Below are 14,882 nucleotides of genomic sequence, written 5' to 3' on the forward strand. Positions count from 1 at the left end.
CCGTGCCCCGCCTCGCCGCTCCCGACGTGCGCCGGTGGCCCCGCCGCGTGCTCGGGGTGTGGCGCACGTCGCTGCAGTTCCGCGCGGTCGCGATCACGGTCCTGCTCAGCGGCATCGCCATCGGCTCGACCGGCGTCTACCTCTCGTACAGCATCAGCGACAACCTGTTCCAGTCACGGCTGACGCAGGTCACGGGCGACACGTCGCGCGCGACCCGGGCCGCGCAGGGATACCTCGACGCAGCCACAGTCTCCACCCGCCAGGACATGGAGGAGGTGATGAGCTCGGTGCGCACCGCCGTCCGGGACGCCTCCTCCTCCGCGCTGATCGCCGTCGTGCGCTCGCCCGACCAGGAGGCGTCCTCGCTGGCGCCTCAGGACATCTACAACCGCGAGCTGCAGAACGGCGTGATCAGCGACGCGCTGCGCGAGCGGGTGCAGGCGGGCTCCGACGGGCAGTACTGGCAGTCGGTGACGCTCGACGCCTCCGGTCAGCAGCAGCCCGGCATCCTCGTCGGCTCGACCCTCGAGCTGCCGAGCTCGGCCGGGCGCTACGAGCTGTACATCGGCTACTCCCTCGCGGACGCGGAGCGCACGCTCCAGTTCGTGCAGCAGGTGCTCAACGTGGCGGGGATCCTGCTCATCCTGCTGATCGGAGCGGTCAGCTGGGTCGTCGTGCGGATCGTCGTCGCCCCGGTCCGGGTCGCGGCCGAGACGAGCCAGCGCCTCGCCGCCGGCGACTTCGACGTGCGGATCCCCGAGCGGGGCCAGGACGTGATCGCGACCCTCGCCCGGTCCTTCAACGGCATGGCCGACAGCCTGCAGGACCGGATCAGCGAGCTCGCGACGCTCAGCCAGGTCCAGCAGCGGTTCGTCTCGGACGTCTCGCACGAGCTCCGGACGCCGCTGACGACGATGAAGCTGGCCGGGGACGTGCTCTACGACCAGCGCGAGGACTTCGCCCCGGTCGCCGAGCGCACGGTCGAGCTGCTGCACAGCCAGATCGACCGCTTCGAGAGCCTCCTCGCCGACCTGCTCGAGATCTCCCGCCACGACGCGGGGTCGGCCGAGCTCGAGCTCGAGCCGGTCAACCTGGTGAAGCTGGCCGGCGACGAGATCGAGGCGATGCGGGGGATCGCGGAGGCGAACGGCTCCCGGCTCACTCTCTCCGCCCCGGGCGGCTACTTCGACGCCGACCTCGATCCGCGCCGCATCCGCCGGATCGTCCGCAACCTGCTGGGCAACGCGATCGAGCACGGCGACGGCCGCGAGGTCGTCGTCACCGTCGACAGCAACGCCAGCGCGGTCGCCCTCGCGGTGCGCGACTACGGGCACGGCATGAGCAGCGAGGAGGTGGTGCGCGTCTTCGACCGCTTCTGGCGCGCCGACCCGTCCCGCCGCCGCACGCTCGGCGGCACCGGCCTCGGCCTCTCCATCGCGCAGGAGGACACCGCCCTGCACCACGGCTGGCTGCAGGTCTGGTCCGTGCCCGATCGCGGCGCCTGCTTCCGCCTGACCGTGCCCCGGCACCGCGGCGAGCGGATCGAGGCCTCGCCGCTCCCGCTGCCCCCGGTCGACGCGGGCGAGCAGGCCTACAGCGGCCCGATCGTCCTCCCGCCGCTGCAGGCTCCTCCGGTCGGGGCCGCGGGGGTGCTCCCGTGAGGCGCGGCGTCCTCCGCGCCGTCGCGGCCGCCGCGCTGCTCGCGCTCGGGCTGGCCGGGTGCGCCGGCATCCCGCGGGACGGCGACGTCGGAGTTGGACGGCCCGACACCGCGCCGCAGGACCTCCAGTACGACTTCCTCCCGTCGGGACCCGCCGTCGGTGCGTCGCAGCGCGACATCCTGACCGGCTTCATCGACGCCGCGTCGAGCCCGCAGAACAACTACAAGATCGCCCGCGAGTTCCTCTCCACCGGAGCCGACTGGACGCCGGGCGAGCACGTGACGGTCGACGAGGGCCAGCGCTCCGCCTCGCCGCAGTCGGGATCCACGCTCTCGCTGACGATCACGCCCGTCGCCGAGGTCGACGCGACCGGCGTCTACACCGACGTCGCCACCACGGCCGGCCTGACCCTCGACTACGGCTTCGTCCAGGAGAACGGCGAGTGGCGCATCAGCGCGCCGCCGAGCGGCGTGGTGATCGACCGCACCACCTTCGAGCAGGTCTTCTCGACGCACGCGCTCTACTTCTTCGACCCCGGATACCAGTACCTCGTGCCGGACCTGCGCTGGTTCGCCTCGCGCGCCGACAGCTCCACCAGCACCACGATCGTCACCGAGCTGCTGCGCGGCCCCACGCCGTGGCTGCGGGACTCCGCCGCCGTCGTGTCGGCCTTCCCGACCGGCACGACGCTGGCGGCCGAGACCGTCCCGGTCGAGTCGCAGCGTGCCGTGGTGGACCTGAACCCTGCCGCGCTCGAGGCCGATCCGGCGCAGTGGCGGCTGATGGCGCTGCAGCTGAACCAGAGCCTCGCGAACGTCTCGAACGTCACCGGAGTCGCGCTCTCCGTCGAGCAGAACCCGATCGACGTCCCCCCCGAGGTCACCGGGCTGCCGACCTCGCCCCGCGTCGACACCCGGCCGCTCGTGCTGACCGACGACGCCTTCGGATTCCTCGGCTCCTCCGGGCTGGCCGGCCTCGGGATCTCGGATCGGATCGAGGCGCTGCAGCCGCGGGCCGCGGTCCTCGGCGAGCAGCGCGGGGCCGACTCGGACGCATCGGCCGCCGTGCTCACCGCCGCGGGCGTGAGCCTCGTGGAGCCCGACGGTGCCGACGTCCTCCTCGACGCGCGGTCGGGCCTCGTCGCGCCGTCCATCGATCCGCTCGGGTACGTCTGGTCGGTGCCGTCGGCCTCGCCCGGGCAGCTGGTGGCGTACTCCGCGGACGGCTCGCGCTCGATGCAGGTCGCGACGGCCTGGAGCGAGGTCGAGTCGCTCGCCTCGATCGCCGTGTCGCGCGACGGCACCCGGATGCTGGCGCTCGCCCAGGACGGGCAGCAGGCCACGGTGCTGGTGGCCGGCCTCACCCGCTCACGGGACGGCGACCCGGTGGCGGTCGGCGAGCCGGTCGTCCTCCGCTCGACCCTGGGGACCGCGGTCGCCGCGGCCTGGACGGACGAGCTCGACGTGGTGTCGGTCGTGCGCGGCTCGACGGGGGAGGACGCCGTCACGATGAACCTGCTCGGCGGAGGCGCCACGGCGCTCGGCACGACGACGGGCACGGTCCAGATCGCCGCGGGCAACACCTCGACCCAGGTCCGCATCCTCGCCGAGGGCGGGGAGCTCCGGCAGCAGCGGGGCTCGGCCTGGCAGACGACCGCGACGGACATCCGGCTGCTCGCGACGCAGACCGGCATGGGGTCCTGACGGGTCCTGTCGGCGACGACGAGCCCTGTCGACGACGGCGCTCCCCGGATGCTCCTCCCCAGGCGCGTCGGGCGGGCGGATCGTCCCGATCCGACGGATCCACCCCCCGCGCCGCGGCCCGGACGGCGAACGTGGAGGCATGCTCTCCGATCACCTGCTCGACGCCCTCGCCGTCCTCCTCCCGCTGGAGTGCCCCGCCTGCGGAGAGCCGACGAGCCGGGCGCCCTGTCCGGACTGCTCGGCCGACGCGGCCGCCTCGGCCTGCCTGCTGACCCGCGTCGTCGGGCCGCCGGACGATCCGCTCCTCGTCGTCACCGGTGCCCCCTACGAGGGCACGGTGCGCCGCCTCGTCGTCGCGCTGAAGGAGGAGGGCCGCACGGCCTGCCTCGCCCCGCTCGGCGCGCTGCTGCGTCCCGCCCTGGGTGCGGCGCTCGCCGGCAGCCCCGCGATCCTGGTCGTCCCGCCCGGCTCCTGGCTCGGCCGCGTGCGGCGGGGCGCCGATCCCGTCGCGCAGCTGGTCGCCGCGGCGGGAGGGCGGGCGGCGCGTCCTCTCCGGCGGTCGCGGATGGTCCGCGACCAGGTCGGGCTCGGCCGCATCGAGCGGCGCGGCAACCTCGACGGGGCGTTCCGCGCCTGCCGTCCGCTCTCGTCGTGGCCGCCGGTGGTCCTCGTCGACGACGTGGTCACCTCCGGCGCGACCCTGCTCGAGCTCCGGCGCGCCGTGCGTGCGGCCGGCGGGACGGTCCGGGCCGCGGCGGCCCTGGCCGGCACCGCGCAACGAGGAGGGAACGTAGCAGCAGAATCCGGACGAACTCCCGGTGACGATCCGGTGGCCGGGGTCTACGGTGGGGGCACGGCGTGAACGGTCCGCCCCGGAGAAAGGCGGCACGCCGTACTCGACTGGGAGGTTGTCATGGACATCGACATCACAGGACGCAACATCGACATCACCGATCGCTTCCGCGCGTACGCGACGGAGAAGTCGGACAAGGTGGCGCACCTCGCCGATCGTGCTCTCGCACTCGAGATCAAGGCGAGCAGGCACGCCGAGGGCAAGGGCTCGGCCGGCGGCGACCGCGTGGAGCTGACGCTGATCGGCAAGGGGCCCGTGGTCCGGGCCGAGGCGAGCGGAGCCGACAAGTACGCGGCGTTCGACGTCGCCATCGGCCGGCTGCTCGAACGGGTGAGACGCGCCAAGGACCGGAAGAAGGTCCATCGGGGCCAGCATCGGCCGACCTCGCTCCGCGACGCGGCCGCCGACGACTTCAGCGTCGTCGCCATCCAGCCGGCCGACGCGGCGGTGCTGGAGCAGCTGAGCACAGGCGTCATCCCCGTGCAGGAGGCGCCGGAGCCGGTCGAGGACGAGGTCGAGGAGCCGTACTGCCCCGTCGTCATCCGCAAGAAGGTCTTCGCCTCCGTCTCGATGACCGTCGACGACGCCGTCGACTACATGGAGCTGGTCGGACACGACTTCTACCTCTTCATCGACTCCGACACGAACCGCCCGAGCGTGGTCTACCGCCGCAAGGGCTGGGACTACGGCGTCATCGGCCTCGGCGACGAGGCCGACGAGCTCGCCGAGCAGGCCGCCGGCTGAGATCCGACCCCGGGCCCCGGAGCATCCGCTCCGGGGCCCTCCCCGTGCCCAGGCAGGGAGTCCGCCCAGGGCGGACGCGTCGCCCCGACCGCTCGCCGCCCGCCCCGGCTAGGCTGGTCGCGGTCCGCGCTCCGGCGCGCGACTCCTGTCTTCTACTTTTTTGGAGTACCCCGTGGCCTCTGTCCTCGAAAAGGTCCTTCGCGTCGGGGAGGGGCGGGTCATCCGCCGCCTCGAGAACTACGCGAAGGCCGTCAACGCCCTCGAAGAGGACTTCACGCACCTCAGCGACGAGGAGCTGAAGAACGAGACCGTCGAGCTACGCGAGCGCTACTCGAACGGCGAGTCCCTCGACGACCTGCTGCCGGAGGCGTTCGCCGCCGTCCGCGAGGCCTCGCGCCGGACGCTCGGCCTCCGCCACTTCGACGTGCAGCTCATGGGCGGCGCCGCCCTGCACCTGGGCAACATCGCCGAGATGAAGACCGGAGAGGGCAAGACGCTCGTCGCGACCCTTCCGGCCTACCTCAACGCGATCGCCAGCCGCGGCGTGCACATCGTCACGGTCAACGACTTCCTCGCGTCGTACCAGTCCGAGCTGATGGGGCGAGTGTTCCGCGCCCTCGGCATGACGACCGGAGTGATCCTCTCGGGCCAGACCCCGGAGCAGCGCCGCGAGCAGTACTCGGCCGACATCACCTACGGCACGAACAACGAGTTCGGCTTCGACTACCTCCGCGACAACATGGCGTGGCAGGCGCAGGACATGGTCCAGCGCGGCCACTTCTACGCCATCGTCGACGAGGTCGACTCGATCCTCATCGACGAGGCCCGCACCCCGCTGATCATCTCCGGACCGGCCTCGGGCGAGGCGAACCGCTGGTTCGCGGAGTTCGCCAACCTCGCCAAGCGCCTCGACGAGGGCGAGGACTTCGAGGTCGACGAGAAGAAGCGCACCGTCGGCGTCCTCGAGCCCGGCATCGAGAAGGTCGAGGACTACCTCGGCATCGACAACCTCTACGAGTCGGCGAACACCCCGCTGATCTCGTTCCTCAACAACGCCATCAAGGCGCGCGCGCTGTTCAAGAAGGACAAGGACTACGTCGTGCTGAACGGCGAGGTCCTGATCGTCGACGAGCACACCGGCCGCATCCTGGCCGGACGCCGCTACAACGAGGGCATCCACCAGGCCATCGAGGCGAAGGAGGGCGTGCAGGTCAAGGCCGAGAACCAGACCCTGGCCACCGTCACGCTCCAGAACTACTTCCGCCTCTACGCGAAGCTCTCCGGCATGACCGGAACGGCCGAGACCGAGGCCGCCGAGTTCATGTCGACCTACAAGCTCGGCGTCGTCCCGATCCCGACGAACCGCAAGATGCAGCGGATCGACAACGCCGACCTCGTCTACAAGAACGAGCAGGTCAAGTTCGCCCAGGTCGTCGAGGACATCGCGGAGCGCCACGCGGCCGGGCAGCCGGTCCTCGTCGGCACGACCAGCGTCGAGAAGAGCGAGTACCTCTCGCGCCTGCTCGCCAAGAAGGGCGTGCGCCACGAGGTCCTGAACGCCAAGAACCACGCGCGGGAGGCGGCCATCGTCGCCCAGGCCGGCCGCCTCGGCGCCGTCACCGTCGCGACCAACATGGCCGGTCGAGGCACCGACATCATGCTCGGCGGCAACGCCGAGTTCCTCGCGGTCTCCGAGATGACGGCCAAGGGCCTGAACCCCTCCGAGACCCCGGAGGAGTACGAGGCCGCATGGGACGAGGTCTTCGCCGCCGTCAAGGAGAAGGTGGGCGAGGAGGCCGAGAAGGTCCAGGCCGCCGGCGGCCTCTACGTGCTCGGCACCGAGCGCCACGAGTCGCGCCGCATCGACAACCAGCTCCGCGGACGCTCGGGCCGCCAGGGCGACCCGGGGGAGAGCCGCTTCTACCTCTCGCTCACCGACGACCTCATGCGCCTGTTCAACTCCGGCGCCGCCGAGGCGCTCATGGGCCGGGGCAACGTCCCGGACGACATCGCCATCGAGTCGAAGGTCGTCTCGCGCGCCATCCGCAGCGCCCAGTCGCAGGTCGAGGCCCGCAACGCCGAGATCCGCAAGAACGTCCTCAAGTACGACGACGTCCTCAACCGCCAGCGCGAGGCGATCTACTCGGACCGCCGCCACATCCTCGAGGGCGACGACCTGCACGAGCGCACCCAGAAGTTCCTCGTCGACGTGATCGACGAGATCCTCGAGGTGCACACCGGCGACGGCAACGGCGACGACTGGGACTTCGACGCCCTCTGGACCGAGCTGAAGACGCTGTACCCGATCAGCCTCACGATCGACGAGGTGGTGCAGGAGGCGGGCAGCCGCGGCCGCATCAACAAGGAGTTCATGCGCCGCGAGATCCTCTCGGACGCGCAGCTCGCCTACCAGCGCCGCGAGGAGCAGCTGGGCTCTCCCGCCATGCGCGAGCTCGAGCGCCGTGTCGTGCTCTCGGTGATCGACCGCCGCTGGCGCGACCACCTCTACGAGATGGACTACCTCAAGGACGGCATCGGCCTGCGCGCGATGGCCCAGCGCGACCCGCTGGTCGAGTACCAGCGCGAGGGCTTCGCCCTGTTCCAGCAGATGATGGGGCAGATCCGCGAGGAGACCGTCGGCTTCCTCTTCAACCTCGAGGTCGAGGTGACCCAGAAGCAGGGCGAGGTCGCCGGAGTCGCGGCCAAGGGCCTCGCTCAGCCGGTCGCTCCGGCCGAGAAGCTCAGCTACTCGGCTCCGAGCGACACCGGCGGCGTCGAGGTCCGCGACCAGCGCGGACAGGTGCAGCAGGCGGCCACCGCGAAGGCCCGCGCCGAGGAGGCCCGCAAGGCGCTCCCCGAGGGCGAGGCGGAGGAGACTCCGACGACCGGCGCCTTCGGCCAGAAGCCGGGCGGCTCGGACGCCCCCGCCAACCGCGAGGAGCGACGCGCGCAGTCCAAGCGCCGCTGAGTCCTCCCCGGACGACGCCGACGGCCCCGGTCCCGCAGCAGCGGGTGTCCGGGGCCGTCGGCGTTCCTGCGGAGGCTCGGACCCCGCCTCGCCCGCCGTCAGGACTCGCCGCGCGCGAGGGCCGAGACGAAGCCGCCGGCGAAGGTGTCGCCGAGGCCGATCGTCGTCGGCCGGTCCGTCTCGAGGACGAGCCCGGGGACGCAGCAGGCCTCGAGCGTCGACTCCACCGCTGCGCACACCGCTTGCGAGCCGGGCTGGGGAGGGAGTCCGCCGATGTGGTCGTAGTCGGCGGCGGTGAAGCCGTCCCCGAGGAGGTCGCGGAGCTCGGTCGCGCGGATCATCTCGTCACCGCCGCCCCCGGAGCTCGAGGAGGCCCTGCGCGACAGGGGAGTGGAGATCGTGCTCCCGGCCGGTGCGGCCGCCCGGGAGCGCTGACCCGCTCCTCACAGCACGTTGATCGCGGTGGCACGCCAGCGCGCGTCCGTGCCTTCGAGCCGGATCGCGACGGCCCGGCTCCGTGCGCGGTGATGCACCAGCACGACTCCCTCGACGACACCGTCCCGCGGCTCCGTGACGATCACCCGTCCGACCGTGAACGGGACGCGCTGCGCCGTCCGCTTCCGCAGGCTGCGGGCGCGGGCCGCGAGCACGACCCGCTTCTGCAGGTGGTGGTAGACCTCGTCGCTCAGCCACCGCGCGATCTGGTCGATCTCGCGCGAGCCCTCGAGGATCTCGATCACGAGGTGCGTGAGCCGGGCGAGCAGGGGCTCCGGTTCGGGCAGCTCCGCGCGGGTCGCAGGCTGCGGGGCGAAGAACTCCGCGAGGGTGAGCCGCTCCACGGCCGCCTCGGGGTCGAGGGGGAGGGTGCGGTAGTCGAAGGCGTGGAGGGGAAGGCTCATGCGGCGATCTCCTGGGGCAGGACGAGCTGTTCACGGGTCCGGGTCACCTCTCTGCTCGACGGGCGGGGCGCGCTGGGTCGGCACGCGAGGACGACCTCATCGAAGCAGTCGAGGGATGCTCATGGAAGGCAGAGGCGCAGACTGTGGATAATCGTCGGCCGTCCCGAGCTGTGGACAGCGAGCCCGGCGTGCGCCGCCCGGCCGCGCCCTAGGCTTGTCGGGTGTCGACCCTCAGTGACCTCGTCCTCTCCCACGGCCGATCCGACGAAGCGGACGTCGAATGGCTGCACCTGCTCGTCGGCGACCTGCAGCTGCTCGCCGACCTGGCCTTCGCCGACATCGTGCTCTGGGTGCCCACGGCCGACGACAGCTTCGTCGCCGTCGCCCACGCGCGCCCCAGCAGCGCGGCGACGCTCTTCTACCGCGACTTCGTCGGGCAGAGGATCAAGTCGGAGTGGCGCGCCCAGGTCGTCGAGGCGTTCGAGACCGCGCGGATCGTCGACACCTCCGCCCCGGACTGGTTCGAGGAGACGCCCACCCGCGTGCGCGCGGTGCCCGTCCTGCGCCGCCTGGGGGCCTCCGACGGCGGGACGACGGACCGCCCCATCGCGGTCGTCACGCGCCACACCAACCTCAGCGAGACGCGCACGCCGAGCCGGCAGGAGCTGACGTTCAACGACTGCGCGAACGACCTCTTCTCGATGATCGCCTCGGGCGACTTCCCGGACCTGGGCGCGCCGACCGGTCCTCGTCGCGGGGCGCCGCGCGCGTCCGACGGACTGATCCGCCTGGACGTCGACGGCGTCACCACGTTCGCGAGCCCCAACGCCCTCTCGGCGTTCAACCGCATCGGCTTCGCCGACGAGCTCGAGGGGGAGTCGCTCGCCGAGGTCACCACGAAGCTGATCGCGGGGAAGGTCGTCATCGACGAGTCGCTCCCGCTGGTCGTGACCGGCCGGGCGCCGTGGCGCACCGACATCGAGGCCCGCGGAGTGACGGTGTCGCTGCGCGCGATCCCGATCCGCGACCGCGGCGAGCGGGTCGGCGCCGTCGTCCTGTGCCGCGACGTGACGGAGCTGCGCCACCAGGAGCGGGAGCTCATCACCAAGGACGCGACGATCCGCGAGATCCACCACCGCGTGAAGAACAACCTGCAGACCGTGGCCTCGCTGCTGCGGATCCAGGCCAGGCGCACCCACTCCGACCTCGCCCGGGAGGCGCTCACGCAGGCGATGCGCCGCGTCGCCGCCATCGCGGTCGTGCACGACACGCTCTCGGAGGGGCTGAACCAGAACGTCGACTTCGACGCGGTCTTCGACCGGGTGCTGCTGCTGATCGCCGAGGTCGCCTCGACCCACAACACCACGGTGCACCCGAAGCTGACGGGGAGCTTCGGCAACCTGCCCAGCGAGTACGCGACTCCGCTCGCGCTCGCCCTGACCGAGCTGGTCACCAACGCCGTCGAGCACGGCCTGGCCGGACGGGAGGGCGACGTGGAGATCGTCGCCTCGCGCAGCGACGACGAGCTCACGGTGAAGGTGCGCGACACGGGCGTCGGGCTGCCGGAGGGCAAGGTCGGATCGGGCCTGGGCACGCAGATCGTGCGCACGCTCATCCAGGGCGAGCTCGGCGGCACCATCGACTGGCACACGCTGGTCGGGCGCGGCACCGAGGTCACCATCGAGGTGCCGCTGCGGTGGCTGGAGCGCGCCCGCTCCTGAGCCCGGAGACGACGCGACCCCCGCTGCCGAGAGGCGACGGGGGTCGGGGTCGTTCGTGCCGCCGAGCGGCTCGTGCGCCTAGGAGGCGCGGCGTGCGCGGGCGGCGCGGCGCTTCAGGGCTCGGCGCTCGTCCTCGCTGAGGCCGCCCCACACGCCCGAGTCCTGGCCGGTCTCGAGGGCGTACTGGAGGCAGACCTCGGTGACGGTGCAGCGTGCGCACACCGACTTCGCCTTCTCGATCTGGTCCACGGCCGGGCCGGTGTTGCCGACCGGGAAGAAAAGCTCGGGGTCTGCGGTGAGGCAAGCGGCCTTGTCGCGCCAGTCCATGCGGGTGCTCCTTGTGTGAAGGCGTGCGTGGAGGAACCACGCAGTGTTCGGGTGGGATGATCGATCCACGCCGACGATCCCGACCAGTACTCGACCTCCGCGCCCTCACCGGCGCACGCCACGAGGCCCCGTGCTGGAGCGCGGGGTGGATCGGGGTGGTGGACGGGAGAACGCTCGGTTCTTGCCGGTGCACTCGACGCGATGCGCGAGCACTGCGTCGGCCACCCGGCTCCAGTGCTGGTCATCCGGCTCGCCCCCGTGCCTGACGGCGCGGCGGGATCGGATGTTCACATCGGCGGAAACCCACGACCCTGTGAGCGGTGAAACGAACTGGACTAGCCTGTCACGGGGATGAGCCCGAATCAAGAGTCCTGGATGGGATGTGCCTGTGACCGCTGACGCGAACGGGTCCCGCGGACCCCGCCCGATCGCCTCCCGGCCGCTCGGTCTGGTGGCGCTGATCGCGGTCCTGGCCCTCGAGACGCTCGCCGTCGCCGGGGTCGCGGCGTGGCTCGTGCTCGAGCTGCTGACGACCCGGGCCGACACGGTCGGCGGAGGGATCGCCATCGTCGTCCTCGCGCTGATCGCCGTGTGCTGGGCCGCCGCGACGACGCTCGGCGCCGTGCGACGGCGTGGCTGGATGCGCGCGTCGGCGCTGACGATCCAGCTGGTGATGATGGCCGTGGCGCTCGGCGCCTTCCAGGGCCAGTACGCCGTGCCCGACATCGGCTGGGCGCTGCTGGCGCCGGCCGTGGTGGCCGTCGTCGCGCTGTTCCTCCCGAGCGTGGTCGCCGCCACTCGTCGCGATCCGACCGTGTAGTCGGACGGCTGGCGCGCCGCCGCTCGCGGGTGCGACGCTGGAGGGACCCCCTCCTCGACACGGAAGCGACGCGCATGGACTCCACCCGACTCGGCTCCAGCGGCCTGCAGATCTCCTCGACCGTCCTCGGCTGCATGAGCTTCGGCGCTCCCGACCGCGGGGCCCACGGCTGGAGCATGGGTGAGGAGGAGTCGCGGACCTTCCTCCGGCGGGCGCTGGACCTGGGGATCACCACGTTCGACACGGCGGACGTCTACTCCGACGGCACGAGCGAGGAGTTCGTCGGCCGGGCGCTCGCGGACTTCGCGGTCCGCGAGGAGGTCGTGATCGCCACGAAGGTCCACGGGCGGATGCGCCCCGGCCCCAACGGCGGCGGCCTCTCGCGGCGGCACATCCTCAGCGCGATCGACGACAGCCTCCGGCGTCTCGGCACGGACTACGTCGACCTCTACCAGATCCACCGCTGGGACCCCGAGACGCCGATCGAGGAGACGATGGAGACGCTCCACGACGTCGTCCGCTCGGGCAGGGCGCGCTACATCGGCGCCTCGAGCATGTGGGCGTGGCAGTTCGCGAAGGCGCAGTACACCGCGGATCTGGGCGGCTGGACGCGGTTCGTCTCGATGCAGGACCAGTACAACCTGATCCAGCGCGAGGACGAGCGCGAGCTGCACCCCTTCTGCGTCGACCAGGGAGTCGGCGTGATCCCGTGGTCGCCGCTCGCCCGGGGCCGGCTCACCCGCGACTGGGACGAGACCACGGCGCGCACCGAGACCGACGTCTTCGGCGGCACCCTCTACCGCCAGCAGGAGGAGGCCGACCGGCGGACCGTCGCGACCGTCGCACGCATCGCCGAGCAGCGCGGCGTGCCCCGTGCGCAGGTGGCGCTCGCCTGGGTCCGGCAGCAGGAGGCGGTCACCGCTCCGATCGTCGGAGCCACGAAGCTCCACCACCTCGACGACGCGGTCGCGTCGCTGGACGTGGAGCTGACCGCCGACGAGCTGGAGGCGCTGGGCGCCGACTACGCACCGCGCGCCAACGAGGGGTTCTGATCCGGCCGATGCGCCACCGCTGATCCGCCCGAGCGGTCTCCGCTACGCTTCCTCTCGAAGATGACGGAAGCTCGAATCGGGAGGCGGCATGGCGAGGAGTGCCGGGGATCCGTTGGGGGCGCGCTACCGCCTGCTCGAGCGGATCGGCTCGGGTGCCGCGGGCGAGGTGTGGCGCGTCGCCGACGCGCAGGGGCCGGACCGCGCGGCGAAGCTCCTCCGCGGTGAGCACGTGCACGACGCGGGCCTGGTCGAGCGGTTCGTCCGTGAGAGGTCGGTGCTCACCCGTCTGCGGCACCCGCACGTCGTGGAGGTGCTCGACCTCGTCGTGGAGGGGGAGACGCTCGGGATCGTGATGGAGCTCGTCGGCGGCGGATCGCTGCGGGAGCTGCTGCGGGACGAGGGCACCCTCCCGGCGGTCGATGCGCTGCCCGTGGCGGCCTCGATCCTCGACGCTCTCGCCGCCGCGCATGCGATCGGCACGGTCCACCGGGACGTGAAGCCCGACAACGTCCTGCTCGCGGAGGGTGCGGACGATGCGGGCTCCGCCGTCCGCGTCTCCGACTTCGGCATCGCTCACGTGGTCGCCGAGGGGCCGCGCGCGACGACGGGTGTCATCGGGACGCCGGAGTACCTCTCGCCCGAGATGCTCGCCACCGGAGCAGCCGGCCCGCCGAGCGACGTCTACTCGACGGGGATCCTGCTCTACGAGCTGCTGTGCGGCCGGACCCCGTTCGCCGGCCCCGGCGCCGACGTCGCGGTCGCCTACCGGCACGTCGCGATGCTCCCGCCGCCGCTGGATCTGCCGCCGCGGCTCGCGTCGCTCCTGGACCGGATGCTCGCGAAGGATCCGGCGTCGCGGCCGACGGCTGCGGAGGCGGCGGGGATCCTGCGACGCCTCTCCCCGGCGCTGGCCGGGCTGCCGGCGCTGCCGCTCGCGGCGGGCGCGGCGGAGTTCGAGGAGGCCGAGCGCCCGGGCACGGTCCTCCGCGGGATGGCGGTGGAGATGTCGTCGGAGCCGGTGGAGGAGGGGCCCGCTCCCGAGCTCGGCCCGTCGTCGCAGGCGACCGTGCTCCGCCCGGTGCCGCGCCGCGAGTTGCGCCTGGCGGAACGGCCGTTCGAGGCTCCTGCTCGGCGGGGGCGCGGCGGACGTCTGCGAATGATCCTCGCCGCCGTCGGCGCCGGCGTCCTGCTCATCGGGGCGGTGCTCCTCGCCGTCCAGCCGCGCGGCGGCGGAGCACCGGCCTCGGCACCGGATGCCGAGCTGTCGGCCCGGCAGCAGGACCGGCCGCTGCCGACGGGTCTCGGAGTGACGCGATTGGCCACCTGGGACGCGGAGCGGCGGGCCGTGGTCGTCGAGATCTCCTACTCCGCCCAGAGCGCGCCCCTCTCGGGGTCCTTCCTCGAGGTGCTGCCGGGCCCGGACGCGGCGGCGGCGTGCCCCGCGGCCAGCTGGTCCGGAGTGACGGCGGTGCGCAACCGGCCGAGCGTCACCGGAGTCGGGGTCGGCTGCGGTTGGAGCCTGACGGACCTGCACGTCCCGGCGCAGGGGATCGTCGACGTCACGGCGACCGTGCCGATCGCGGTGGCCGAGCAGAGCGCCCTGCACGGGTGGCTCGCGGCGGCCGCATCAGCGACGGCACAGGCGGTGGCCGACCCTGCGGTCACCGGGACGGCGTATCCCGTGCAGCGGCTGCGGGATGTGCGGATCGAGACTCCCGCGCGGACGGTCGGCCGGACCCCGCTGCCGGTGACGCTGGTGCCGGTCTGGCCGAGCGGGGCGGACCCCGTGAATCCCCTGCTGGTGACGCCGTCGTCTGCGCCGGCGAGCAGCATGCTCGACGCGATCGCGGGCGGAGTGGAGGGCGTGCGGTTCAGCGACGGCTGCGGCGGCGCGGTCGCCGTGTCGTCCGACGGGCTGACGGTGACCGCCCTCACGGTGACTCCGTCCTGCGAGCTGCGCGCCCGAGTGGGCGCGTTCTCGGACCTCTCGAGCAGTCCCTTCGCGATCACCACTCGCGAGTGAGTCGACCTCTCGCGCCAGTGTCGCGCCGTCGACGCCATGCGCGCCGTCTGCGCGGTCTCGCCTCCTACCATGACGAGACATCCTCATGAAACGACGGTGGAGTGGGGAGCG

At 72.4% G+C, this 14,882-nt stretch carries 12 protein-coding genes; 9 read left to right on the plus strand and 3 right to left on the minus strand.

The window, feature by feature from the left end:
* The first annotated feature begins 2 nt into the window (after window positions 1–2).
* The 5 genes from mtrB (at window position 3) to secA (ending at window position 7,929) form a co-directional block, all read left to right on the plus strand.
* Window positions 3–1,661 (plus strand): MtrAB system histidine kinase MtrB, encoded by a 1,659-nt coding sequence (mtrB, locus tag C5C46_RS02080; RefSeq protein WP_244229464.1) that lies wholly within the window; start codon window positions 3–5, stop codon window positions 1,659–1,661.
* A complete protein-coding gene (locus C5C46_RS16720) occupies window positions 1,658–3,364 on the plus strand; it encodes an LpqB family beta-propeller domain-containing protein (RefSeq protein ID WP_181136479.1) in 1,707 nt (568 codons plus the stop codon). The genes mtrB and C5C46_RS16720 overlap by 4 nt, the downstream gene beginning before the upstream one ends.
* Window positions 3,365–3,503: 139 nt before the next feature.
* Entirely contained in the window at window positions 3,504–4,226 is a 723-nt protein-coding gene (locus tag C5C46_RS02090) for a ComF family protein (protein WP_104224132.1), read from the plus strand.
* Between the two features lie 51 nt (window positions 4,227–4,277).
* Window positions 4,278–4,961, plus strand: a complete 684-nt coding sequence (gene hpf / locus C5C46_RS02095; protein WP_104224131.1) for a ribosome hibernation-promoting factor, HPF/YfiA family — start codon at window positions 4,278–4,280, stop codon at window positions 4,959–4,961.
* Between the two features lie 172 nt (window positions 4,962–5,133).
* Complete coding sequence (gene secA / locus C5C46_RS02100; protein ID WP_104225488.1) at window positions 5,134–7,929, plus strand: preprotein translocase subunit SecA; 2,796 nt, start codon at window positions 5,134–5,136, stop codon at window positions 7,927–7,929.
* 98 nt (window positions 7,930–8,027) lie between these two features.
* On the opposite strand, the gene C5C46_RS02105 is transcribed toward secA, so the two are convergent.
* Both C5C46_RS02105 and C5C46_RS02110 read right to left on the minus strand, forming a co-directional pair.
* On the minus strand, window positions 8,028–8,270 hold the full coding sequence (locus tag C5C46_RS02105; protein ID WP_104225489.1) for a hypothetical protein: 243 nt from the start codon (window positions 8,268–8,270) through the stop codon (window positions 8,028–8,030).
* A 102-nt stretch (window positions 8,271–8,372) separates the two neighbouring features.
* Window positions 8,373–8,828 (minus strand): Rv3235 family protein, encoded by a 456-nt coding sequence (locus C5C46_RS02110; protein ID WP_219812255.1) that lies wholly within the window; start codon window positions 8,826–8,828, stop codon window positions 8,373–8,375.
* A gap of 221 nt (window positions 8,829–9,049) precedes the next feature.
* Here C5C46_RS02110 and C5C46_RS02115 point away from each other — a divergent pair, with 221 nt between their 5' ends.
* Window positions 9,050–10,549 (plus strand): sensor histidine kinase, encoded by a 1,500-nt coding sequence (locus C5C46_RS02115; RefSeq protein WP_104224128.1) that lies wholly within the window; start codon window positions 9,050–9,052, stop codon window positions 10,547–10,549.
* 78 nt (window positions 10,550–10,627) lie between these two features.
* On the opposite strand, the gene C5C46_RS02120 is transcribed toward C5C46_RS02115, so the two are convergent.
* Window positions 10,628–10,876 (minus strand): WhiB family transcriptional regulator, encoded by a 249-nt coding sequence (locus C5C46_RS02120; RefSeq protein ID WP_055788231.1) that lies wholly within the window; start codon window positions 10,874–10,876, stop codon window positions 10,628–10,630.
* 388 nt (window positions 10,877–11,264) lie between these two features.
* Here C5C46_RS02120 and C5C46_RS02125 point away from each other — a divergent pair, with 388 nt between their 5' ends.
* The 3 genes from C5C46_RS02125 to C5C46_RS02135 all read left to right on the plus strand — a co-directional run bounded on the left by C5C46_RS02125 (window position 11,265) and on the right by C5C46_RS02135 (window position 14,771).
* Window positions 11,265–11,696: a hypothetical protein gene (locus C5C46_RS02125; protein WP_258059261.1), complete on the plus strand. Its 432-nt coding sequence runs from the start codon at window positions 11,265–11,267 to the stop codon at window positions 11,694–11,696.
* Window positions 11,697–11,770: 74 nt separating this feature from the next.
* Window positions 11,771–12,748, plus strand: coding sequence for an aldo/keto reductase (locus tag C5C46_RS02130; protein WP_104225490.1), 978 nt, complete (start codon window positions 11,771–11,773; stop codon window positions 12,746–12,748).
* A gap of 88 nt (window positions 12,749–12,836) precedes the next feature.
* A complete protein-coding gene (locus C5C46_RS02135; protein WP_104225491.1) occupies window positions 12,837–14,771 on the plus strand; it encodes a serine/threonine-protein kinase in 1,935 nt (644 codons plus the stop codon).
* Window positions 14,772–14,882: the final 111 nt, after the last annotated feature.

Source organism: Rathayibacter sp. AY1E6 (assembly GCF_002931115.1).
Lineage (GTDB): Bacteria > Actinomycetota > Actinomycetes > Actinomycetales > Microbacteriaceae > Rathayibacter.